Raw genomic sequence first — 22,890 nt, 5'->3', positions numbered from 1 at the left:
CAAATTATTGTGGTCGACCAACACCAGCAAGCAGCTCCTGAAATAGCGCTTTCAAACGCAGTTCATTGCTGCCTGTCCATTTCACAATATTTGCCGCTTGGATTACAATTTTCTGCAATACCGCCGCTTCGTCAAGCTGCTCTCGCCAGCGTGTCATAAAATGCAGCGTCACATCAAGCATCCGCAGCTTCAGCAGCAGCGGAATGGCGTTGGCCTCCTCCTCTGTCAGCCGCAATTCCGCCCCAAAGCCTTCACAAAACAAGGTGATACGCGCAAGCTGCCCTTCATCTGCCCAGTCAATTAAATCCACAATCACGACTGCGAGCTCCATTGCCCTTACATCGACGGTACAAAATTCAAAATCCAGCAAGCCGACTACAGCATCCCCACTTGCAACGGAATTGCTGAAATTCAAATCGCCATGAATCCATTGATGGGGAAGCTCGGCTATGCTTTTCAGGTAGCTACGCAAGCTTTCTCGTTCCTGCTGCAAGCAAGTGATTTGCTCCTCAAATTCCGGCAGCAGCCCAGCTTCGCCAGCAATATCACGCATAGCTGGGATGCTTATGGCCTCATAAGATTGCTCCAGCTTGTAATAGGGATCATAAATAGGCTCCCCCTGTGGCTTAATGACGCTTAATCCTTTGCATAAGGCAGCCGCAGCGGTTCCGAGTCCTCTAATGTGGGAAATATTTTCGACGGAAGGCCGCTTTCCTTCAATGAAATGGCATAATGTCGCCAGCTTTCCGCCTTGCGCCTCCGTTACGGTCTGCCCTGCGCGGTTCGCTACAGGCATCGGAACGTCAAAATGGCGATTTTTTTGCCCCAACAGCCCAAATAACACCTCGTGCTCCAGCAAAACGGTCGACTTATTCTGATGATTGTTGTAAACTCGCAGCACATAGCGGTTATTTCCCGCCTGCACGATCCGTGTTGTATTGTTCATGCCGCTATCTCCGGCAGCTATTTCCCATCGTGCGCCAAGCTCATATTGGTCCAAAAATGTTGAAAAATCATGCTGACTCAATGGTTTTGTCCTCCCCTAAGCTACCAGTTACTGCCTTTATTATACTTGCTGGGAGCAGAAGTTGGCAAAAAATCGGAAATCAGCCGATGAGATTCGCTATTTCCCCTTAATTGAAGTGCCCTTTTACAGGCAAGCTTCGACACATTTTGTAACAGCTAGATACTGCTTTATCGCTTCTGAGCGCCTTCATTTTGCCATATCTAGTTTCCACTGATTTTGCCCCCTCCATCTGTTGTGGGCAGACACGCTATCTCGGGTTTTAAGCTTTATTAGGCAATCGTTAGCCTGCTGTCGAAATCATTTTAAACATGTTGGATTGTGCGCTTCCCCGGGAAATAGACGGCTCATTTCCACCTCTCTATTTCCCATACTGGCTCCTTATTCCGTTAGTTCGAATTTTCGCTCAATTCTAATAATTTCTCCGTGAGTTTTATTCAGGCGGCTTTGCAGCGTCTCTAGATGACGTCTTCGGTACCGTATATCTAGCACTGCCGACACAAGCAGCACCGCACCCGCTCCCATGATGCCCTCCTTGCCAAGCACGATCGCCGCCAGCACAACGCTAAGCAGCAGCCAGACCAGTGCCGTTATATTCACAGCAGGGCTCCACCTTCCGAGATGCCAAGGCGCATCTATGAGCAGCTTGTGCTTCTTGCCTGCGTGCAGCGCTAACGCTATCGGTATTGCATACGCCGTGTATAGGCAAATCAGTGTGAAGCTGGGGACGACAGCCGTCAGCAGCTGCTCTGGAATAAGCAAACAGGATGTCACGAGGATAAAGAAAAACAAAACGGCAGCGAGCCAGACGCATTTCCTGGGTGATTGAGTTGCAGAGTGAACGCCTGACAGCTGCTTGCTGAAAGGCAGCGCCTTATCGCGCGTCAGGCTGTACAGCAATCGCGAGCAAGCGATCAGGACGCTGCTGCTGCTCGAATAGAGCAGTACGACTAGGAGCAGTGACACGAGCGGGGATCGGCTTATAGCATCCAGCAAACTGCCCGCAAACCACACGCTCCCGCCAGTCGGTATGCCTCCATTTGAGAAGCCAGGCCATACAAGAGTCAGCACAGCCAGCAGCACAAAGCCAATAATAAACGTGTAAGCCGTCGATAAATAGATCGCCCATGGCACGCGAATGCGGGGATCGGATGTCTCCTCGGCACCTTGGGCAGCGCTGTCCATGCCGAGAAACAGCTTTTGCAGAAGCAGAAAGCCCGCAAGCATGCCAATGGTGGACTGCCCCTTCCCCTCTCCGTTATAGGCAGGAAGCGTAAATAACAGCTCTGGCGAAAAAGCACCCGGCCAATACAGCGCCATTAGAATGCCGATTGCAGCGATTGCAGCGATAAGCTGCAGCCACAGTCCGCTGCGCAGCAGAACAGCCAACAGGCGGACGCCCCGGCTGTGTAAAGCGGCCTGCGTGATCACCATTGCCAAGGCAATAATGGCTTTCGTCCATATGGAAGGCATATAACCTAGCCAGCCCGCAAGCAGGCCATCCAGCAAGGAGGCGCATAGCAGATTGGTCAGCAGCAGGAGACCCATGTAACCAGCCATATGAAACCAGCCCGCATGCCAGCCCCATACACGTCCTCCTAATGCGGAGGACCAGTGATAGACGCCACCGGCGGTCGGAATAGCAGATGACAACTCAGCAAGCGATGCACTTACCATTAAGGCAAACAACGCAGCAAGCGGAATGCCGATGCCGACGACAATGGGCCCTCCCTGCTGCAGGGCAGGCGCGAGAAACAACAAAGCTGCTGCACACAGCCCCATCGTGTTGAAGGATAGTCCGAATGAAGCAGCCGCTCCAAATTTGCGTCTAAGCTGCTGGGCAAGCCCAAACAGATTCAAATCATGCTTATCCTGCTGCATTTGAATATAGGTGGCATAAGCCGTCATGCTCTGATGGCTTGAAGATTTGATACTTTGCTGCGCCTTCACAGCCCCAGCTAATGCAGCCGCACATACAGCGAAAAATAAAGCTAGCCCGATTACGAGCGCAATCATCCCACCACCCCCATCGTTAAGCATTATATGTAAGGGCGGAAGGGCTTATGCCAGCAATCAAGCAAAATAAATCATGGCATTAATTATTTATGACATTAACTATTAGGCAAAAGCAGGCACCCTATACTAGCGCGAGCACCCGATTCAACAATTGGTCGGTGTCAAACGGTTTTTCTATCCACTCGGTAATACCCAGCTCAGCCGCAGCCTCCATTTTTTCAGGCTCTCCGTAGGCGGTAATAAGCAATACTTTAACGCTCGCATCGCTTTTGCGAATCGCGCACAGCACGTCCAATCCGTCCATATCAGGCAGCATAAAATCAAGCAAAATGCAGTCTGCACCATGACGCTCGAATTTCTCAAGCGCGCTCATCCCATCCGCAGCTTCGTACACGGTAAATCCCGCCTTCTGAAACAGCTCTGCCAGCATGAGCCGAATAAGCGGCTGGTCGTCAACTATAAGCAGCTTTTTGCCTTCCGCTATCTTTGCTGCATCCGCGCTGCCAGCCAAAGCTTTGAGCTCCTGCTGGCTGCGCCCGATGCCTTGCTTGCCAGGAAAGCTTTTCTTTACTGGACCCAGCTGCAAGCTTGAAGACTGTCGCCGAACGGGGGGCGCGGAAAGGCTCGGCCCCTTGTCCTTTTTCACATACTGCAAATAAACAACGAAAGCGATCGTCGTGACAAATACAGCGCATAATAAAATAATATACATCATGCTGTCTTCTCTCCTGCTGCAAAGTTGCACATATCAATAATTGACGACCATTGGTCCGAGCGGGCCATTTTCATTAATCATATCCTCAATGTCATAGACGGAGATAGGGAAATACGGAAAACCAAAAGCGTAAGGCGTCAGCTCATAGAGGGCAAAATAAAGCACCAGCGTCCGGTCCGCAATATAAAAGTCCTGATCCGGCCTTATGGCTTTGAACGGCGACAGCGTGCTAATATCTCGTGACCTGATTTGAGCGGTGACCAGCGCAGACAGCTTGACGATATAATTGCTGCCGGGCTTAAACAGCTCAGCAAGCGCATAAGAACGTCCCGTTGTCAGCTTGAAGGTAAGCGACTGCTGCAGCGTCAGTCCATGCGCTCCGCCCGTATAAGCATAGTTGAACAAAGACAGGCTGAGCACATCCTTCTGGTTGTTTTTGAGCTCAAAATATCCTTGCATCTCCGCATGCGGGTCTTCAAGCGTACCTTGCTCGGCTATGAGATGCTGCGCTGCTGAGTGAATGATCCCATTGATTTGACTATCCGCTGCCTCATTGGATCCCCCGCTAATATGAGGCAGCCACAGTTCGACCTTTGGAGACGTACTGCGGACAGACTGAACGATTACAGGAGATTGGAACGCCATATCGGGCTACACCTGCCTATTCGCTAGAATGTTCCATTGTATGCAGATTACGCCTCATCTCATGCCACTCAATTCCTCCATGTGTGGAAGAAGCCTTGCCTACGTATGTAAATTTCGCCTGTTCATAAAAAGAAATAAGAGGCGGCTCGCACATTAGTATAATCGCTTTCAGCCTTTCATTTTCGCATGCCTGGATCAGCTTGTCCAGCAGTTTTGCAGCAATTCCCCTGCGCCTGAACGCCGGAGCTACAGCAATAGTCAGTATGCAAAAGTTGTCTCCTGCGTATTCGCCTTGGTGACTTCCCTTCATCTCATCACCGCAGCTTTCCTGCTCCGTTCGAATCCCATTGGCTATGCCAAGCAGTTCTCCATCCTCTGACCAGGCGGACCAGAAATACGAAGGATACTCCTGAAAACGGTACTGAAATCCCGCTCCAGTCGCCGCGGCCTCAGGTGAGTAACAGCGCTGCTCAAGCTCCAGCGCCTGTAAAAGCTCATGCTGCTGAATCAATCTCAGCTTTACTTCGCTCATAGCAGCATTTTCTCCCGTTCGGTCAAGCGCCTGCCTCTAATGTCGATGACAAGCTTGCCATTATTGAGCCCAATAATGCGGTCCGCGAAACGTTCCGCATAATCCCCTTGATGCAGCACGGCAATAACCGTAACGCGCTGCTCTGTGCAAAGCCGTTTTAAATCCGCGAGCACCTGGTCAGCCGTGTGCGGGTCAAGTCCGGATACCGGCTCGTCCGCCAAAATGATTTTCGCTCCGTGCACGAGCGCACGGGCAACGGCGATGCGCTGGCGTTCTCCCCCGCTCATCTTCTCCGCCTTCAGATGTGCTTTATCGAGTAGGCCAAGCTTCTCTATCGTATCCATAGCGCCCATATAATCGTCGCCGCGCACCATGCCGGTCCATCGCCGCCAAGCCGGCGTCTGGGTCACCGATCCGATAACCACATTTTTCAGTCCCGTCTTGCTCGGATACAAAGCAGGCTTCTCCTCCAAATAAGCCACCTCACGGCGAACTTTAAATCTACCGGTAAGACCTTGCTTTAGTACGTCCGTTCCATCCAGCTTGTAAGTTCCCCGCGTCCATTTTTCCTGCAGCGCCAAGCATTTAAGCAGCATCGACTTGCCGCTTCCGCTCGCTCCCTTAATGGCGATAAATTCTCCATCTTCCACATCCAAATGTATATCGTCGAGCACTTTCGGCCCTCCGGGAATTACCTTCGTCAAATTCGAAATTCTTATCATTTTCCGCGCCCCTTTGTTTCACGCATCATATTTTCAGCATTTTGTATAATTCGATTCGGGTCGCTCCGAGGTGCAATCTTTAGACCGATAGAACCGCTTCGCTCTAAATATTGTACATTGAAAGTCGCTCAGGGGATTTATGCAAAATGCTCATTTATATAAATCTAGTTTACGGGAAACAAAAAACAGTTTCCACACGAACAAATGTTTGCTATAATAAAAACAAGAACAAAAGTTCCTATTGACTATTTTTTAAACATCTAATAAGGGAGGCAGGATCACCATGAAGAGCACTTGCGAAAATTTTCGTTACGTTGAGAAAAATTGGCCACGTCGGGATTTAACTTTTAAGTTTTATGCAAACGGAGAGTTGACGATTATTGATAACAGCTCTGAGGAGGTGATCTCTCCGAATGACTTGCGGGGCGACAGCTTGGATTTCTATATCCGCCGCCGCATCGCTTTTATTAAGACAACGCTGCTGGTGTCGCAGCTTAAATATGCTTGATTTTTCATGAAAATGTCCGGCTGTCCTATTGTTTATCCTTAATTTTCCTAATTTACTGTTGTGAAAACGGGTTTGCTGCGTTGACGTAAGGCTCCCGATACTGTAGATTGATTTCATACACCGTCTATTTTGCGCTAAAGGAGCCGTGCTTTTTATGAAGCAACATATTATGTTTGACCTCGACGATACATTAATCCATTGTAATAAATATTTCTATTTGGTCATTAGTCAATTTGTTGATGCGATGACGACCTGGTTTGCTGGATATGAAGACGTTACTGCAAATGCTGTAAGGGATAAACAAACAGAAATTGATATCGCCGGAATTGCTGTGCTTGGTTTCAAGAGCGAGCATTTTCCCCAATCCTTCGTTGACAGCTACGCCTATTTCTCCGACGTTACAGGTCGGAAGCGCTCTACTGTTGAGCAGGACTTTCTATGGAAGCTTGGGCTTAGCGTATACGAGCATGATACTGAGCCCTATCCAAATATGGAGGAGACTCTTTACTCCTTAGCGAATCAGGGGCATGAGCTTCATCTCTATACAGGTGGCGAGCAGTTGATTCAAACCCGCAAAATCGATCAGCTCAATCTGAGCAAATATTTTAATAACCGCATCTATATCCGTCAACATAAAACCAATGAGGCATTAGAGCATATTTTAGCGGAAACCGCGCTGGATCGCGCTCGCACTTGGATGATTGGCAACTCCATTCGTACGGATGTTGTGCCTGCCTTGACTGCCGGCATCCACGCCATTCATATGCGCAAGGATACCGAATGGCAATATAATGTCGTCAATATTGAAGTTGAGCCTAAAGGGGCCTTTTTCACTTTGAATGATTTAGTCGAAGTGCCGGAAGCCATCTATGGATATATTAATCGCTAGTTAAAGAAATACAAGATTAATCTCAAGTGTACACGGCTGTCGCCGTCCTCTAGCGGCAAAGATACCGTTTCGAGATGAAATAAGCCGCCCGACCAGCAGATTTGTTGGTTCGGCGGCTTATTTTGCTGCGATGTTCGGTAACGCTTGATCAAATCGAAAAATGCTCAATCAACTAGGGTACGAAAGTCAGGTAACTAGTCAGCCGGCCGAATCGTGAGCGTCCCTTTGTCACGGTCGGTCAATACAAGCCTGCCCTTCAAGCTGTTTCCATCAGACTGCTTAAAGGTGAGCTGGCTGGTTGCCCCTTTCTCCAGCAGGGATTGCAGCATCGGTAGCGTAATCTTCTTCCCCTGCTGCTCCTTCCAAATAACAAAAGAACAGCCCTCGCGAAAGCTGCTGCAGCCATAACCACGCTTGCCTTCAATAATACTGCCATTGCAGCCCTGCCTCGGGCAGGCAGCTAGCGGCCCTCTTGAAGCCGCAGAAGCCGCTGCTTGCTTGGGCGGCTTCGCCGCTTCGCTACCGACTGACCGTGTGGAGTTCCTGCTCTTGCTAAATCCGGCAGGCGACTTCGTGCCTGCTTTCGCTTCTGACGAGCGTGAGTTGCTTGTACGGCCTCCGCCTTTCGTCGAGCCTGCTGCCTTCTTCCCTTTCGCAGAGGTATCCTCGAACGTCCCAGGCGCGGCAGGACGCTGCTGACGAACCTTATCGACGATGACTGCTGCGAATTGCTTCACCTGTGCAATAAAACGATCATCCGAAGCTTCGCCTTTGGAAATTTGGTGCAGCCGCTGCTCCCAGCGTCCCGTCATTTCTGGCGAAGCGAGCAGCTCAACTCCTGCATTCCGGATAAGCTCAATCGCAGCGAGCCCTTTGGACGTAATATCCAGCTTCTTTCCTGCCAGCTGGATATAGCCAACATGCTTCAGCCGCTCGATTGTCGCTGCCCGTGTCGCAGGCGTGCCAAGCCCGGTGTCCTTCATCGCTTCCCGCAGCTCATCATCCTCCATGGACTTTCCTGCGCCTTCCATAGCTTTGAGCAGCGTGCCCTCTGTAAAGGACTTGGGCGGCTGAGTCATTTTTTCCATCGCCTCAACGCTGCTGCAATGAACCGCTCCATGCGGGTCCAGCTTAAATGGCTTATCGGTCATCATTTCCTCATCATCGGCTTCCTTATCATCCTTGGCTTTGCCTCGCTTAGCTGGTTTAGCCGCAGTTGAATCCTGCTGTGGCAGCACCACTTTCCAGCCGGGCTCCAGCTGTTCTTTCGCCTTTGTGCGGAAGGTTTCGCCTTCGACGACCGTTAGGACCGTGTGGTTTTTGTATACAGCAGGCGGATAATAATGCGATAGAAAACGTCTGACAATCATGTCGTAGACGTTTTGCTCCTCCTGGCTGAGGCCAGAAGCACGCTTCGGTGTAGGCATAATGGCATGGTGATCTTCGACTTTGGATGGATTACACACCGCTTTGTTCCCTTTGTGAACACGAGAACGGTCCGCTCCCTTCGCAAGCTCGCCATAGCCGCTAGTGCCCTGAAGCATCGTTAATACATTGCCCATGACCGGAATGTTCTCCTCGGTTACATAGTTGGAGTTGGTCCGCGGGTACGTAATCACCTTATGCTTCTCGTAGAGCGCTTGAGCAATATCGAGCGTCTTCTTGGCCGAATAGCCATGCTTGCCATTGGCTTCCCGCTGCAGCAGCGTCAGGTCATAAAGCCTGAACGGATACTCCTTGCTTTCCGCCACCTGGTAATCTTCCACTTTCGCAGGCTTATTTGCTGTCTTTGCAGCCAGCGCCTCCGCCTTCGCTTTATCAGTCAGACGCTCCCCCTGCCAAATACCAGAATAGCCAAATCCGGACTGATCAAACGCCGCCTTAACGACAAAATAAGTTTCCGATTGAAACGCCGTAATTTCCTTATGGCGATCATACAGCAGCGCCAGAACCGGCGTTTGTACACGGCCCACAGAAAGCAAGGCTTTATGACGAATCGTAAAAGCGCGAGAAGCATTCATGCCGATCAGCCAATCGGCTTCGCTGCGGGCACGTGCTGCTTTTGTAAGCGGCTCATATTCGTCATCACTGCGCAGCGAGTCAAAACCGCGGCGAATGGTCTCCGCTGTCAAATCCGATATCCATAACCGATCCGTGGGCTGCGCCAGCTTCAAATATTGTCTGATTAGGTGAAAAATAAGCTGGCCTTCGCGCCCGGCATCGCATGCGTTAACAAGTCTGCCGCATCGCTTGGCTAGCTCGCCAATCGTCTTAAGCTGATCCTTCGTTCGCGGATTCGGCCACAGCTTGAACACCTGTGGAATAATCGGCAAGTCCTGATCATTCCACCGTTTGTAGCGCGCGTCGTATTGGTCAGGCTCAGCGAGTGAAACCAGATGCCCAATAGCCCATGTAATAATATAACGGTCGCCTTCCAAATACGTTCGGCGATTCGCTGCCTTTGGCTCAAGCACGGCAGCAATCGTCCTGCCCATATCCGGTTTCTCCGCAATAATTAATGTCTTCAACAAATCGCCTCTTTACTTCTTGCTTGTTGTCTCCACATATTGCTTCATGGAAGCAAATATCGACCGAACGCCGTTCGACCAGTTAGGGTCTTCCGCATATTTTCGGTTAATCCATGTGAAGGGATCCATTCCTTCTGGCCGTCCCTTGCTTAAATTCACAATCGTTCGCGACGCAATTTCAGCGGAATCGCTAATCGTCGTATTATATTCCTTCCAGCTGTGAAACACATTGAATGGATTATTCGCAATTTCCTTCGCCTGTTTGTTCGTAGTAGGTACAAAAGCCTGCTCCTGTCCAGTTATAGCAAAAAGCAGCAGCGGATGTATATCAAATAATTTCGCCTGGGCAATAATTGCATCTAAATAAGGCTTTCTGGCAAGTATAGACGACTTTCCTTTCAAATACTCCGTCAGCCTCTTCTTATCAATTTCTACATAACGCAGCTCTTGCGGCAAACCATCCAGCTCTACAATCTCCACAGGTTCATTGGGAGCAAGGATTAAAGGTTCCGGCTGCGCCCCTCTTAACGTACGCGTCAGAGACTCTCCATACAGCAGCGTAACGCTCACAAGCAGTATACTGAGCAATCCGTACACAATAACGTGATTGCGCCGTTTATGAGGGACTGGCGCGTTCTGAGGTGCTGCAAGCGGCAATGGCAGTGGTATGACGTCAGCCAAGCCGGGGGAGCCGGCCGCTCCCGCTCTAAGCAGATCTTCAGCCAGTGGCTCATCGTCAGCCGGCTGCAAATCATTTTTCAACTGAAGCCAGCTCTCGTTCACCGTTAGACTTGCACTTGGCAAAGGGAGCGCGCTCATGTCCGCTTGCTCTATAGAACTACGCAGCTTGTCCATCGCCTGCCGATAGCGCTCGATCTCGACGACGCTTTGCAGCTGCTTCTCCACCCATTGATGCATCGGCTGCTCCATATCCTGCTCTCGGTCATCAAGCAATAATAAACAAGCTGCAAAAATATCATCTGCACGTACGGGGCGCTTCTGCTCCAGTACTGCCGTTCGAATAAGCTGCGCCGTCACCTGGCGCTTAATCGACTCGTCAAAAGACGGAAGCTGCTTATGTATAATGCGATTCACCGCATCGGCAATCATTTCGGTTTTCTTTTCCTGTGGTAGCGCTCCATATTTGTGCTGGACATATTTTCGAATATTGCTGACATCTGCCGGGGATAACACATAAGCTTCTTCAGCATGCATGACGAATCGCTCCTTCACGTCATCTCACACTGATTTTACCACAACTTTCCTTATATTGGGGAGGGGAGCTGCCTAATTCTCAGCTGATTTTGCTCCTGCAAAATAAAGGCTGTAATTTGTTCCTTCTCAAATGCAGTAAATTGATATTCACAGTCACAATCTTCGTCCAGCGGCACCATTTGAGCAATACTGCCCTCCGGCGTACATATGACCAGTCCGCTGAAGTCAATGAGATCGTCGGGCGCAGGGGTTTCCTCCGAAAGCTCAAACAACAGCTCAATATCCACCCATTGATCATTGCGCCGCTCCATGCTCGCCACGATTTTCTCAAACTTTAGCTCCGTTACCGTATCCAGACCATATTTAATCATAACGCTTAAATTTCCTCCTATCGACAAGAAAAGCGCCCGAAGGCGCTCCTCATAAGCTTGTATTCCATTTATCATACCATTAATTTAGGGAAGCAAGGAAGCTCCCATCAGGAACTTATCCACTTCACGAGCCGCTTCGCGACCTTCATTAATCGCCCATACAACCAAGCTTTGACCACGACGCATATCGCCAGCTGCGAATATTTTCTCTGCATTCGTCGTATATTTGCCATAAGGCGCCTTCACATTCGTACGACGGTCCTGCTCTAGGCCAAAAGCATCAATCAACGTATTTTCAGGGCCTTCAAAGCCGACTGCGATAAATACAAGATCAGCTGGCCATACTTGCTCGGAGCCTTCGATTTCTGTATAAATTCTGCGTCCCGTTTCCGGATCAACCGTACGTTCAATCTGTACCGTATGAAGCTCAGTCAGCTTGCCATTTTCGCCAACAAATTTCTTCGTCAGTACGGAGAAAGCACGCGGGTCTTCGCCGAACAGCGCTTTTGCCTCTTCGTGTGCATAATCAAGCGTATAGACGTTCGGGAACTGCGGCCAAGGATTGTTGATACTATCGCGTACCAGTGGAGCCTTAGCGTGCGTACCGAATTGCGTAACTGATTTACAGCCATGACGAAGCGCGGTTGCCACGCAGTCTGTTCCAGTATCGCCGCCGCCGATAACAATGACATTTTTGTCTTTCGCTGAAATGTAGTTGCCATCTTCCAGATTGGAATCCAGGTAGCTCTTAATTGTACCGTTCAAATAATCCATCGCCATATGAACGCCTTCAAGCTCATGGCCTTCAATATCTACCGGGCGCGCTTTCGTAGCGCCGCCGCACAATACGATTGCATCAAACTGACCTTGCAGCTCATCAGCCGATACATCTTTACCGATCTCTGTGTTTACAACGAAGTTTATGCCTTCCTCCGCCATCAAGTCTACACGACGCTGAACAACCTTCTTGTCAAGCTTGACTGTAGGAATACCGTAAGTGAGAAGTCCGCCAATGCGGTCCGCACGCTCGTACACCGTTACAAGATGTCCCGCTTTGTTAAGCTGCGCTGCGCACGCAAGACCCGCTGGGCCCGAACCGACAACCGCTACACGTTTGCCTGTACGCACTTTCGGAGGCTGTGGAACAACCCAGCCTTCGTCAAAGCCGCGGTCAATAATCGCTTGCTCAATCGTCTTAATCGTAACCGCATCACCAATCAGGCCAACCGTACAGGAGCCTTCACATGGAGCCGGGCAAATCCGTCCCGTAAATTCAGGAAAATTGTTCGTTTTGTGCAAACGATCCAGCGCTTCACGCCATAAACCGCGATAAATCAAATTGTTCCACTCGGGAATGAGGTTGTTAATCGGACAACCCGACGTTGAGCCAGCTAGCTCCATTCCCGAATGACAGTAAGGCGTTCCACAGTCCATACAGCGCGAACCTTGGGTACGAAGCTGTTCATCGGACAAATGCTTATGAAATTCTTCCCAATCTTTAATCCGCTCAATCGGATCGCGATCGGCTGGGAGCTCTCGTTGATATTCCATAAAACCAGTAGGTGTAGACATGAACGCTTTTCCTCCATCCGTTATTCCCGTCAACCGTTGTAAGGCTTCTCTAACAAACTATATCGGGAATTCAGCAATTATTCAATAACAAACATTTTCAATTTTCGCGAGCCATTTTACAAAATCCTAACACTCTTACCTGCCATCGTTAATGGATTATCCGTACAATCATTTGCACTTTATAACATAATGTTCGTACGTTTCTACCAGTCGACTCAAATAAATGCGCTTCCGATGTCATATTTGCCCTCTGTGCCCTCGCGAAAAAAGCCGATTAACGGTTTTTACGTGTAAAAGTTTGCCATGTAAAATCATGCAAATTGCGTTCATCCTTGGGATGAGGGATGGATTCCACCAATTCCCAGTCCGCCTCATTGAACGCAGGAAAAAAAGCGTCGCCTCCCGCTACTTCCACATCCACAGCTGTCAGGTGAAGCTTGTCTGCAATCGGTAGAAATTGCGTATAAATTTCCGTTCCGCCTATAACCATAATCTCCTCCGCACCGAAACGCGACAAAACCTCCTCAATCGAATGAACCGTCTCACAGCCTTCAGAGGCAAAATCAGACTGCCTTGTTAAGACGACGTTATGGCGGTCCTTCAGCGGCTTAGGCAGCGATTCAAACGTTTTACGGCCCATTACAACGGTTTTGCCAAGCGTGTGCTTCGTGAACAGCGCCATCTCCGCTGGAAGCCGCCATGGCAGCTTATTGCCGATTCCAATCGTTCTGTTGCGGTCCATCGCTGCTATTAATGTAATCGACATCGTGTATCCATCCCTTCTATACGGCTACAGGCGCTTTGATTGAAGGATGAGGCTGGTAGTCTTCCAGTACAATATCATCCACTTCCACATCAAATAATGAGCTTACGGCTGGATTAATCCGTACTTGTGGAAGCTCGTGAGGCTCGCGGGCAAGCTGCGTCTTAATCTGCTCCATATGGTTAGAATAAATATGCGCATCACCAAGCGTATGCACAAATTCTCCTGGCTGCAAGCCGCATTCATGGGCAATAAGCAGTGTGAGCAAGGCATAGCTGGCAATATTAAAAGGAATTCCGAGAAATATATCTCCACTGCGCTGATACAGCTGGCAAGAAAGCTTGCCCTCTGATACGTAAAATTGAAACATCGTATGGCAAGGCGGTAGAGCCATATTTCTAGGAACATCCTCTGGGTTCCATGCGGAAACAATCATTCTGCGGGAATCGGGATTAGTCTTAATCGTATGAATAACATCCTTCAGTTGATCAATGGATTCGCCTTGCGAGGTTTTCCAGTCGCGCCACTGTTTGCCATATACATTGCCCAGCTCGCCGTACTTTTCCGCAAAAGCATCATTCTGCAAAATTTGCTGCTTGAACAGCTCCATTTGTTCCAAATAAAGCACATTAAAAGCTTCATCACTTTGCGAGCGCAGGCCAAAGCCCGTCATGTCTGGGCCTGTATAGTCAGAGCTCTCAATCCACTTCTTAAAAGCCCATTCATTCCATATATTATTATTGTGCTGGAGCAGGTAACGAATATTCGTATCGCCTTTTATAAACCACAACAGCTCGCTGACAACCAGCTTAAACGGCACGCGCTTCGTCGTAATGAGCGGAAAGCCTTCGTTTAAGTTGAAGCGCATCTGGTAACCAAACGTGGAAATCGTTCCCGTTCCGGTACGATCTTCTTTGACCGTGCCGCGTTCCAGAACGCTGCGCAGCAGCTGCAAGTATTCGTTCTCACTAGTATGAACACTCATTCACTTACAACTCCTATTTTGGACATATAGATTTGTATTATATCATTATAATCAATCATTTAAAATAGTTGCCAATGCTAATTCTGTATAAATTCTCACCCAAGCACATAATTATTAACTTTTCATTAAAAAAGCCCCGCGGGCTTCAGCAGCCGCGGGACCTCTTCTCTAGCCGCCGCAAATACAGCAGCTGCTATTTTATTAAAGCAAAACAATTAATTACTTAAGAACCGTGTGGATCGGGTGACCAAGCGCTACTTCTGCAGCGTCAAGCACGATCTCACCCAGCGTTGGATGCGCATGGATAGTAAGAGCGATATCCTCAAGCGTAGCGCCCATTTCAATTGCAAGACCAAGCTCAGCAATCATATTGGAAGCTTCCATACCAACGATATGTGCGCCGAGCACAAGACCGCTGTCTGCATCCGCAACAAGCTTAACGAAGCCTTCAGCCGCATTAAGCGACATTGCGCGTCCGTTGATAGCAAATGGGAATTTGCCCACTTTAACATTATACCCTTTGTCTTTTGCATCCTTCTCCGTGTAGCCAACGCTTGCGCATTCTGGATCGGAGAAGCAGACAGCAGGAACACATTTATAATCAATCACGCTAGGCAGGCCGGAAATCGCCTCTGCCGCAACGCGTCCTTCATACATTGCTTTGTGAGCAAGTGCAGGACCAGCAATAATATCGCCGATTGCATAAACGTTTTTGTTGCTAGTACGGCATTGATCGTCAACTTCAATCAGACCGCGCTCGCCAACTGTAATGTTAGCCAGCTCAAGACCAAGATCGCCATCTGTGTTAGGACGACGGCCAACCGTAACCAGCAAGTAGTCCGCCGTTACTTTTTCTTCTTTGTCGCCAACTTTGTATGTCAGTGTTACATCGTTATCCGTTTGCTCAGCACTTTGTGCAAGAGCTCCTGTTACGATATCCACTTTCGTACCTTTAAGCTTCTTAACGACAAGAGAAGACATGTCTTTATCAAAGCCCGGCAGTATGCTGTCTCCGCCCTCGATAACCGTTACTTTCGTACCGAATTTCGAGAACATTTGACCAAGCTCAATACCGATATAGCCGCCACCGATTACGATAACGCTTTTCGGCAGCTCAGGCAGCGACAAAGCTCCTGTAGAGGAGATAATACGCTTGCCATACGGGAATGCTTTCAGCTCAATTGGACGGGAGCCTGTAGCAATAATACAGTTTTTGAAACGGTAGCGTGGAGCTTCTTGATCGTTGAATACACGCGCTTCGTTTTCATTGATGAACATCACTTCACCACTGAAAAACTGTACTTTGTTCGCTTTAAGCAAGGAGCCTACGCCGCCAGTCAATTTCTTGACAATGCCGCTTTTGAACTCCTGTACTTTACTCCAGTCAACCTTCACATCGCTAGCTGTAATACCGAAAGCGTCTGCGTGGCTGATGGACTCATACTGATGGGAAGCGGAAATCAAAGCTTTGGACGGGATACAGCCCACGTTCAAGCACACACCGCCTACATATTCCTTATCTACACAAAGCACGCTTTGTCCCAATTGCGCAGCGCGGATTGCCGCTACGTAACCACCAGGACCTGCACCAATGACTAAAGTATCGATATCTAATGAAGCATCTCCAACAACCATCGTTTATACCTCCATAATGAACAGTTCTGGGTTGCCCAGCAACTGTTTAATGTAGTTCATAAAGTTTTGAGCGGTTGCGCCATCGATTAGACGGTGGTCGAAGCTCAGTGACAGAGCCATTACAGGAGCAGCCACGATCTCCCCGTTGCGTACGATTGCTTTTTCGGAAATACGTCCAGTACCGAGGATTGCAACTTCAGGGAAGTTGATAACCGGTGTAAAGAACATACCGCCTGCCGAACCGATATTGGAAATGGTAATCGTGCTGCCTCTCAGCTCGTTAGCCGAAAGCTTGCCGTCGCGTCCACGAACAGCCAGATCACGAATCGAGTCAGCCACTTTCCAAATGTTTTTGCGATCCGCATCTTCAATAACAGGAACGATCAAGCCGTTGTCTGTATCTGTTGCGATACCGATATTGTAATATTTGCGCAAAACGATTTCTTGATTAGCTTCGTCAAGCGTCGCATTCATAATTGGGAATTCACGGGCAGCAGCTACGAGCGCCTTCACGATGAATGGCAAATACGTAAGCTTAGCGCCTTTCTTCTCTGCATAAGGCTTGTATTTCGCACGAAGTGCAACAAGCTCAGTAACGTCCACTTCATCCATGATCGTTACATGCGGAGCTGTATAAACGGATTTGGACATGGCGCCCGCAATAATTTTGCGAATGCCTTTGAATGGCAAGCGCTCTTCCGGACGGTAAGCTGTACCAGCAGCAACTGGAGCTGCTTTCGCTTCGCCAGCACCTTTCGCAGCTACAGCTGCGTTGTCTTGCTGCTCAGCAGGAGCCGATGCTTGCTCGGACGCCGCAGGAGCAGAACCGTCAAAGCCTGTAACATCTTCACGCGTAATACGGCCGTTTTTGCCAGTGCCGCTTACTTGTGTCAAATCAACATTTTGCTCGCGAGCGAACTTGCGAACGCTTGGTGTAGCAAGCACAGAAGCATTTGTAGCTTTAGGAGCTTCTTTAGCTGCTTCTACTGCAGGAGAAGCTTTTGCCGCTTCTGGAGCAGGGGCCGGAGCTGCTTCTTCCTTCTTAGGCTCTTCAGCTGCAGGAGCAGCTTGCTCAGGCACTTCGCCTTCAGCATCGATCAAAGCGACTACTTCGCCTACATGGCAAACTTGGCCGTCTTTAACCAAAACTTCAAGCACTGTACCGTTAACTGGACAAGGCACTTCAACAATCGCCTTGTCATTTTGCACTTCCATAATAATGTCATCATCTGTTACTTTGTCGCCGGCTTTAATGTGCACTTTAATGATTTCGCCTTCATGCAAGCCTTCGCCAAGCTCAGGGAAACGATATTCGAATTTAGCCACCGCGTGTATCCTCCTTTAGAAATCCAGTACTTTTTGGACAGCTGCAGAAATGCGGGCTACCGATGGAAGCCATGCATCCTCAACTTGCGCAAACGGATAAACGGTATCCGGACCTGCAACCCGAAGCACCGGAGCTTCCAAGTGCAGAATTGCTTTTTCATTGATTTGAGCGATTACTTCAGCGGCAACGCCGGAAGTTTTTTGTGCTTCTTGAACGACAATTGCACGGTTCGTTTTTTGGATAGAAGCGACAATGGTATCGATATCGAGAGGCACAAGGGAACGAAGGTCGATAACTTCAGCCTTGATTCCTTGTTTCTCAAGCTCGTCAGCCGCTTTAACAGCCGTGTGAACCATCAAGCCGTAAGCAATAATGGTAACGTCGCTGCCTTCACGAACGACATTTGCTTTACCGATTTCAACCGTATATTCGCCTTCTGGCACTTCTGCACGGAAAGCATGATAAAGGTTCAAATGCTCCATGAAAAATACAGGGTCATTATCGCGAATAGCCGAGATAAGCAGACCTTTTGCATCGTAAGGATTGGATGGAATAACAACTTTGATACCCGGTGTCTGTACTGCAAGACCTTCCAGGGAATCTGTGTGCAGCTCAGCTGCTTTCACGCCGCCGCCGAAAGGCGTACGGAATACGATTGGCGAGTTGTAACGTCCGCCGGAACGGTAACGCATACGAGCCGCTTGAATAAACATTTGGTCCATCGCTTCATAGATGAAACCTACGAATTGGATTTCAGCAATTGGGCGGAAGCCTTGAATACCCATACCCACTGCCAAACCGCCGATAGCGGACTCCGCAAGCGGCGTATCAAATACGCGGTCTTCGCCAAATTCAGCTTGAAGGCCTTCGGTCGCACGGAACACGCCGCCGACTTTACCAACATCCTCGCCAAAAAGTAATACATTGGGATCCCGTTTAAGTTCAACGCGCATTGCGTCACGGATCGCTTCTTTCATGTTCATTTGAGCCATGATCTATAGTTCCTCCTTCGTTAAAGGCTATTATTGGAAATCAGCTTTTTGCTCTTCGAGGTGCTGCGGCGTTGTTTCGAACATCGAGTCGATCAAGCCTTCAACCGTCATTTTCTCAACAGCTTCTGCTTTCTTGATTTGCTCGTTAACTGTAGCTTTCGCTTCTTCCTTCACGCGAGCTGTATCCTCTTCCGACCAGAGACCTTTGCTTTCCAAATATTTGCCGAAACGAATGAGTGGATCTTTAGGAGCCCACTCCGCTTCCTCATCTTTGGTGCGATATTTTGTCGTATCATCTGCCATGGAATGCGCACGATAACGGTAAGTAAGAAGTTCGATCAGCGTAGCGCCTTCGCCGTTGCGGCCGCGCTCAGCAGCATCTCTAACTGCTTTAATAACAGCAAGTACGTCCATGCCATCAACCTGTACGCCTTTGATACCAGCAGCAAGCGCTTTGTGCGCAACAGAAAGTGCAGCTGTTTGTTTAGCATAAGGAGTTGTAATCGCATAACCATTGTTTTGTACAACATAAATAACCGGAAGCTTGAACGCGCCTGCGAAGTTCATGCCTTCGTAGAAATCGCCTTCGGAAGAACCGCCATCGCCTGTGTACGTAATTGCAACGCGTTTTTCATTCTTTTTCTTGAAAGCCATGGCAACACCAGTCGCGTGCAAAATTTGCGCGCCAATGATGATTTGCGGCATTAGAACGTGCACATCCTCAGGGATTTGTCCGCCATGCTGATGTCCTCTGGAATACAGGAACGCTTGGTACAGCGGAAGACCATGCCATACGAGCTGCGGAATATCGCGGTAGCCCGGACAGATGAAGTCATCTTTATTCAAAGCGTATTCGCTACCAATCATAGCAGCCTCTTGACCGGATACTGGAGCGTAGAAGCCCAGACGGCCTTGACGACCCAAGTTCACGGCACGATCATCCCATGTACGGGTAAATACCATACGGTACATAATTTCTTTTAATTGGTCGTCCGTAAGCTCCGGCATTTCATCCGGGTTAACAACTTCACCATCAAGCGACAAGACGGACAATGGTGTAACTGGCTCCGTTTGAACTTCATATGGCAGTTTGCTAAGCACTTTGCTCATTGTGAACGCTCACCTCAATCATTAATATTTGAATATTACTGTACTCTGTTATAGAATTATTATAAACCTGTTTAACAAAAATGGTCAAAGCAAAAAGCAAAAAATACGTTGTATTTTCAACGCTTATGCCCTTTTTGTTAAGAAATTGTATATGTAACAGCTGTTAAAAAGTTATGTAACAGCATAATACAATGTTGAAACTATGGAGCTTGTACAGCCTTTCTGTCTGCTGCCGAACCCGCATCACTATGGCATCTCTCTATTGTTTACCCACATGCTCCCATTCCATTCAACCAACGGAGGAAGAAATGATGACAGATGAACGTTATTTGAAACGCACCGTCCTCAGGGAAACGGTTGCAAGCAACTATTTGCAAGATGGGCAGCGCTCGCTTCGCGTCTATTTGCCGCCCGGCTACAATGAGCTGCTGAGCTATCCCGTCGTCTACTGCCAGGACGGAGAAGATTTTTTCAACTTCGGCCGTATAGCGACGACGGCGAACCGCATTATTTTGGATGAAGGCGTGGAGCCCTTCATTATCGTTGGCGTCGATGTGAATAAAACATTCCGCACAGCGGAATATGCTCCTGACGGAGACCGCCATGAGGCTTATGTCCGCTTTTTCGGCGAGGAGCTGCTTCCCTATATAGAAGCAAAATATCCGGTCCGTCGTGAGGCCGAGCATCGCGTACTTGCCGGCGATTCGCTTGGCGGCACCATCTCCTTTCATCTTGCGCTAGCCTATCCGGAGCTGTTTAGCCGCGTGCTTTCCTTGTCAGGCGCCTATTTCGAGCGCTCGCTTGAAATTATGGCTGCTCAGAATGACCTTTCCTGGCTGGAGCTCTACATGATTGTCGGCCTGCAGGAAACGGCTTATGAAACAACGGATAAAGGCGTGCATAATTTTGTCGAATTAAACCGTGAAGCCAAAAAGCTGCTTGAAGAAAGACAAGCTCCTTTTTATTATGCGGAAAAAGAAGGCCAACATCAATGGGGCTTTTGGCAGAAAGAGCTGCCGGAAGCATTAATGTATTTTATTGAACGTCAATAAGCGCTGCAGTCTTGCCTCCAAAATGAGACAAAGCCTTGATTTCCCCCGCCCAAGGAGGAAGCCAAGGCTTTTGTTTGTTTATTTAAAAATATAGGAAAGCATGATTTTTCTATTCTTTCTCTATATTTCTCGGATTGAAACGCGCCGCGCCGCCAAAGGACGGCGAGAGCCGTTTCACCTTGAGCTATTCACCTGCTGCATTCTCACAAGGCCAGTTTACTTAAGCTTCACATGGTCTAGCAGCCGCTCGCAGCCCGCATCCACCAGTTCAAATACATAATCGAATTGACCCGTATAATAAGGATCTGGCACATCCGTTACCCCACGCTCGGGCAGCAGGCTCATAAAGGTAAGCACTTCTGCGCTTCCCGCACGCGTTCCGAGAATTTCACGCACATCGCGCTCGTTTTTCGTATCCATGCAGACGATAAAGTCAAAATCCACATCATCCTGCTGCGTGAACTGACGCGCCTTCATACCCGTATAGGATATACCGTTTAAATCAAGCTCCTTGCGTGTGCCTTCATGCGGAGGATGGCCGATATGCCAATCTCCCGTACCTGCCGAGTCTACAATAATTTGATCTGACAGCCCCGATTGCTCCACCTTGCTGCGAAAAACAGCTTCCGCCATCGGGGAACGGCAAATATTGCCGAGACAAACAAACAATACTCTTTTCTTCAATTAGGCCTCTCCTTTCTCCTGAACGATTTTCTCCCGCAGCGAGCGACGCGGCAGCTTCCATTTGTAATACACCGACAGCATCCTGAACACAATAATGAGCAAGAACAGGAACAGCAAATCGAGCGTCGAATGAAACCAGCCTTTGCCAATAACCAAACCGCCAATCATCGCCCAAACGGCATAAATTTCATCCCGCAGCACAAGCGGCTTGCGCCCTGCCAGCACATCGCGAATGATGCCTCCGCCGATACCTGTCAGCATAGCCGCTACCATCACGGCGCTAATGGGATGGTTCATCTGCGTCGCATACAGCGCGCCCTGAATAGCAAAAGCTGATAAACCGATCGCATCGAAAAAAGCTTCGCTTTTGCGCCACGTATAAATCCATTTAACCGGCAGCAAAAAAGCAATCGTCATTGCAATGAGCGCGATTTTCAGCAAGCTCCCCTGGCTCCAAAGCGACGTGACCGGAACGCCGATAAGCAAATTCCTTATGACCCCTCCGCCAAACGCCGTAACCAGACCTAGCACAAAAACGCCAAGAATGTCGTATTCCTCCTCCATTGCCACAACCGCGCCGCTGACGGCAAAGGCAATAGTGCCGATAATGCTGAATACGCCAAAAATCTCCAAATCCAACGTGTACGCCCCCGCTTCCGTTCTCCCATCCAATGTCATCTATCGAATGGTCTATCCTTTCCCATTTTAGCCCCGGCGCTTTCGTAAAGCAACGACATATTTCGTCAATTTGCTGCCGAAATTCTACCTGCTACTGGTGTTTCTGCTCAAAGAAACTATATACTAGCAAAAGCGACAAGCAACAAGGTGAAACGGCTGTCGCCGTCCTTTTGCGGCAAAGTTACCGTTTCGAGGGTGAAATATAGGCCCCTTATAAGGGTCTAACTTATACTTGCTTATAGTTGCTTATAGTTGAACAAATAGGTTAGAGAAAGAAGGAAGCGAATATGCCTCAACGAATAGTCATTTGCTCAGGCGGCGAGCTTGGTGCCTTTGCGCTGCCGCATCTGAAGCAGGATGCCTTTCGCATTGGCGCCGACCGTGGCGCACTATTTTTGGTGGAGCAGGGATATGCACCGCAGCTTGCAATAGGCGATTTTGATTCCGTAACGGACGAGCAGTTGGAGCTAATACGCTCAGCCAGCACGGAGTTGATTACCTGTGATCCGGTTTATAAAGATTATACGGATACAGAAATGGCTTTGCGCTATGCGCTGGAGCAAAATCCGGATGAAATTATTTTACTGGGCGCCTTAGGCACTCGTTTTGATCATTCGTTATCGAATGTGCAGCTGCTTGTGCTCGCCGAACAGCGGGGTATTCCCGCCTGTATTATCGACGAACATAACTGTATTACTGTCACTTCCTCTAAACGAGTAATACAGAAAGGGCTATATTCGAATGTTTCCCTGCTGCCCTTAACTTCTGCTGTTTCTGGCATTACATTAAGCGGCTTTCAATACCCTCTGCATAATGCCAGCTTGAAGATCGGCCAATCTCTGGGCATAAGCAATGTACTTGCGGAGACGGAAGGAAGCATTACAATTGATGACGGAATGCTGCTCATTATCCAGAGCCGTGATTAAG

22 protein-coding genes are annotated in these 22,890 nt (G+C 48.9%); 4 read left to right on the top strand and 18 right to left on the bottom strand.

Annotated elements, in window-relative coordinates; all coding sequences use genetic code 11:
- Positions 1-4 precede the first annotated feature (4 nt).
- The 6 genes from ACSR9A_RS17265 to ACSR9A_RS17240 form a co-directional block, all read right to left on the bottom strand.
- Entirely contained in the window at positions 5-1,027 is a 1,023-nt protein-coding gene (locus ACSR9A_RS17265) for a phosphotransferase (protein WP_473758531.1), read from the bottom strand.
- 378 nt (positions 1,028-1,405) lie between these two features.
- A complete protein-coding gene (locus ACSR9A_RS17260; protein WP_473758529.1) occupies positions 1,406-3,040 on the bottom strand; it encodes an amino acid permease in 1,635 nt (544 codons plus the stop codon).
- A 121-nt stretch (positions 3,041-3,161) separates the two neighbouring features.
- Complete coding sequence (locus ACSR9A_RS17255; protein WP_473758527.1) at positions 3,162-3,755, bottom strand: response regulator; 594 nt, start codon at positions 3,753-3,755, stop codon at positions 3,162-3,164.
- 33 nt (positions 3,756-3,788) lie between these two features.
- Positions 3,789-4,400: a DUF3298 and DUF4163 domain-containing protein gene (locus ACSR9A_RS17250; RefSeq protein ID WP_473758526.1), complete on the bottom strand. Its 612-nt coding sequence runs from the start codon at positions 4,398-4,400 to the stop codon at positions 3,789-3,791.
- A 16-nt stretch (positions 4,401-4,416) separates the two neighbouring features.
- Positions 4,417-4,932, bottom strand: a complete 516-nt coding sequence (locus ACSR9A_RS17245; protein WP_473758524.1) for a GNAT family N-acetyltransferase — start codon at positions 4,930-4,932, stop codon at positions 4,417-4,419.
- Positions 4,929-5,654: a phosphonate ABC transporter ATP-binding protein gene (locus tag ACSR9A_RS17240; protein WP_473758523.1), complete on the bottom strand. Its 726-nt coding sequence runs from the start codon at positions 5,652-5,654 to the stop codon at positions 4,929-4,931. Before ACSR9A_RS17240 ends, ACSR9A_RS17245 begins: the two co-directional genes overlap by 4 nt.
- A gap of 283 nt (positions 5,655-5,937) precedes the next feature.
- Between ACSR9A_RS17240 and ACSR9A_RS17235 the strand changes: the two genes are divergently transcribed.
- Both ACSR9A_RS17235 and ACSR9A_RS17230 read left to right on the top strand, forming a co-directional pair.
- Positions 5,938-6,162 (top strand): hypothetical protein, encoded by a 225-nt coding sequence (locus tag ACSR9A_RS17235; protein ID WP_046232593.1) that lies wholly within the window; start codon positions 5,938-5,940, stop codon positions 6,160-6,162.
- A 154-nt stretch (positions 6,163-6,316) separates the two neighbouring features.
- A complete protein-coding gene (locus ACSR9A_RS17230) occupies positions 6,317-7,051 on the top strand; it encodes an HAD family hydrolase (RefSeq protein ID WP_341277841.1) in 735 nt (244 codons plus the stop codon).
- A 194-nt stretch (positions 7,052-7,245) separates the two neighbouring features.
- Here ACSR9A_RS17230 and ACSR9A_RS17225 read toward each other — a convergent pair whose 3' ends face one another.
- The 10 genes from ACSR9A_RS17225 to pdhA all read right to left on the bottom strand — a co-directional run bounded on the left by ACSR9A_RS17225 (position 7,246) and on the right by pdhA (position 19,549).
- A complete protein-coding gene (locus tag ACSR9A_RS17225) occupies positions 7,246-9,579 on the bottom strand; it encodes a type IA DNA topoisomerase (protein ID WP_473758521.1) in 2,334 nt (777 codons plus the stop codon).
- Between the two features lie 12 nt (positions 9,580-9,591).
- Positions 9,592-10,794: a hypothetical protein gene (locus ACSR9A_RS17220; RefSeq protein WP_473758519.1), complete on the bottom strand. Its 1,203-nt coding sequence runs from the start codon at positions 10,792-10,794 to the stop codon at positions 9,592-9,594.
- A 50-nt stretch (positions 10,795-10,844) separates the two neighbouring features.
- A complete protein-coding gene (locus ACSR9A_RS17215; protein ID WP_473758518.1) occupies positions 10,845-11,165 on the bottom strand; it encodes a hypothetical protein in 321 nt (106 codons plus the stop codon).
- 84 nt (positions 11,166-11,249) lie between these two features.
- Positions 11,250-12,737, bottom strand: a complete 1,488-nt coding sequence (locus ACSR9A_RS17210; protein ID WP_341277845.1) for a glutamate synthase subunit beta — start codon at positions 12,735-12,737, stop codon at positions 11,250-11,252.
- Between the two features lie 274 nt (positions 12,738-13,011).
- Positions 13,012-13,503: a dihydrofolate reductase gene (locus ACSR9A_RS17205; RefSeq protein WP_473758517.1), complete on the bottom strand. Its 492-nt coding sequence runs from the start codon at positions 13,501-13,503 to the stop codon at positions 13,012-13,014.
- A 16-nt stretch (positions 13,504-13,519) separates the two neighbouring features.
- A complete protein-coding gene (locus ACSR9A_RS17200; RefSeq protein WP_473758516.1) occupies positions 13,520-14,485 on the bottom strand; it encodes a thymidylate synthase in 966 nt (321 codons plus the stop codon).
- A gap of 219 nt (positions 14,486-14,704) precedes the next feature.
- Positions 14,705-16,120 (bottom strand): dihydrolipoyl dehydrogenase, encoded by a 1,416-nt coding sequence (gene lpdA / locus ACSR9A_RS17195; protein ID WP_473758515.1) that lies wholly within the window; start codon positions 16,118-16,120, stop codon positions 14,705-14,707.
- 3 nt (positions 16,121-16,123) lie between these two features.
- Positions 16,124-17,446: a dihydrolipoamide acetyltransferase family protein gene (locus ACSR9A_RS17190; protein ID WP_473758513.1), complete on the bottom strand. Its 1,323-nt coding sequence runs from the start codon at positions 17,444-17,446 to the stop codon at positions 16,124-16,126.
- A gap of 15 nt (positions 17,447-17,461) precedes the next feature.
- Positions 17,462-18,439 (bottom strand): alpha-ketoacid dehydrogenase subunit beta, encoded by a 978-nt coding sequence (locus tag ACSR9A_RS17185; RefSeq protein ID WP_473758512.1) that lies wholly within the window; start codon positions 18,437-18,439, stop codon positions 17,462-17,464.
- 30 nt (positions 18,440-18,469) lie between these two features.
- Complete coding sequence (gene pdhA / locus ACSR9A_RS17180) at positions 18,470-19,549, bottom strand: pyruvate dehydrogenase (acetyl-transferring) E1 component subunit alpha (RefSeq protein ID WP_341277851.1); 1,080 nt, start codon at positions 19,547-19,549, stop codon at positions 18,470-18,472.
- Positions 19,550-19,860: 311 nt separating this feature from the next.
- Here pdhA and ACSR9A_RS17175 point away from each other — a divergent pair, with 311 nt between their 5' ends.
- The gene (locus tag ACSR9A_RS17175; RefSeq protein ID WP_473758597.1) at positions 19,861-20,601 is read left to right on the top strand and encodes an alpha/beta hydrolase; all 741 of its coding nucleotides are present in this window, start codon (positions 19,861-19,863) and stop codon (positions 20,599-20,601) included.
- Between the two features lie 216 nt (positions 20,602-20,817).
- On the opposite strand, the gene ACSR9A_RS17170 is transcribed toward ACSR9A_RS17175, so the two are convergent.
- Together ACSR9A_RS17170 and ACSR9A_RS17165 are read right to left on the bottom strand one after the other, a co-directional pair.
- Positions 20,818-21,285 (bottom strand): low molecular weight protein-tyrosine-phosphatase, encoded by a 468-nt coding sequence (locus ACSR9A_RS17170; RefSeq protein ID WP_473758511.1) that lies wholly within the window; start codon positions 21,283-21,285, stop codon positions 20,818-20,820.
- Positions 21,286-21,963, bottom strand: a complete 678-nt coding sequence (locus tag ACSR9A_RS17165; protein WP_473758510.1) for a trimeric intracellular cation channel family protein — start codon at positions 21,961-21,963, stop codon at positions 21,286-21,288.
- 287 nt (positions 21,964-22,250) lie between these two features.
- Here ACSR9A_RS17165 and ACSR9A_RS17160 point away from each other — a divergent pair, with 287 nt between their 5' ends.
- A complete protein-coding gene (locus ACSR9A_RS17160) occupies positions 22,251-22,889 on the top strand; it encodes a thiamine diphosphokinase (protein WP_473758509.1) in 639 nt (212 codons plus the stop codon).
- Position 22,890 lies beyond the last annotated feature (1 nt).

Source organism: Paenibacillus sp. R-74696 (genome assembly GCF_055814915.1).
This window is presented reverse-complemented; position numbering and strand designations above follow the sequence as displayed.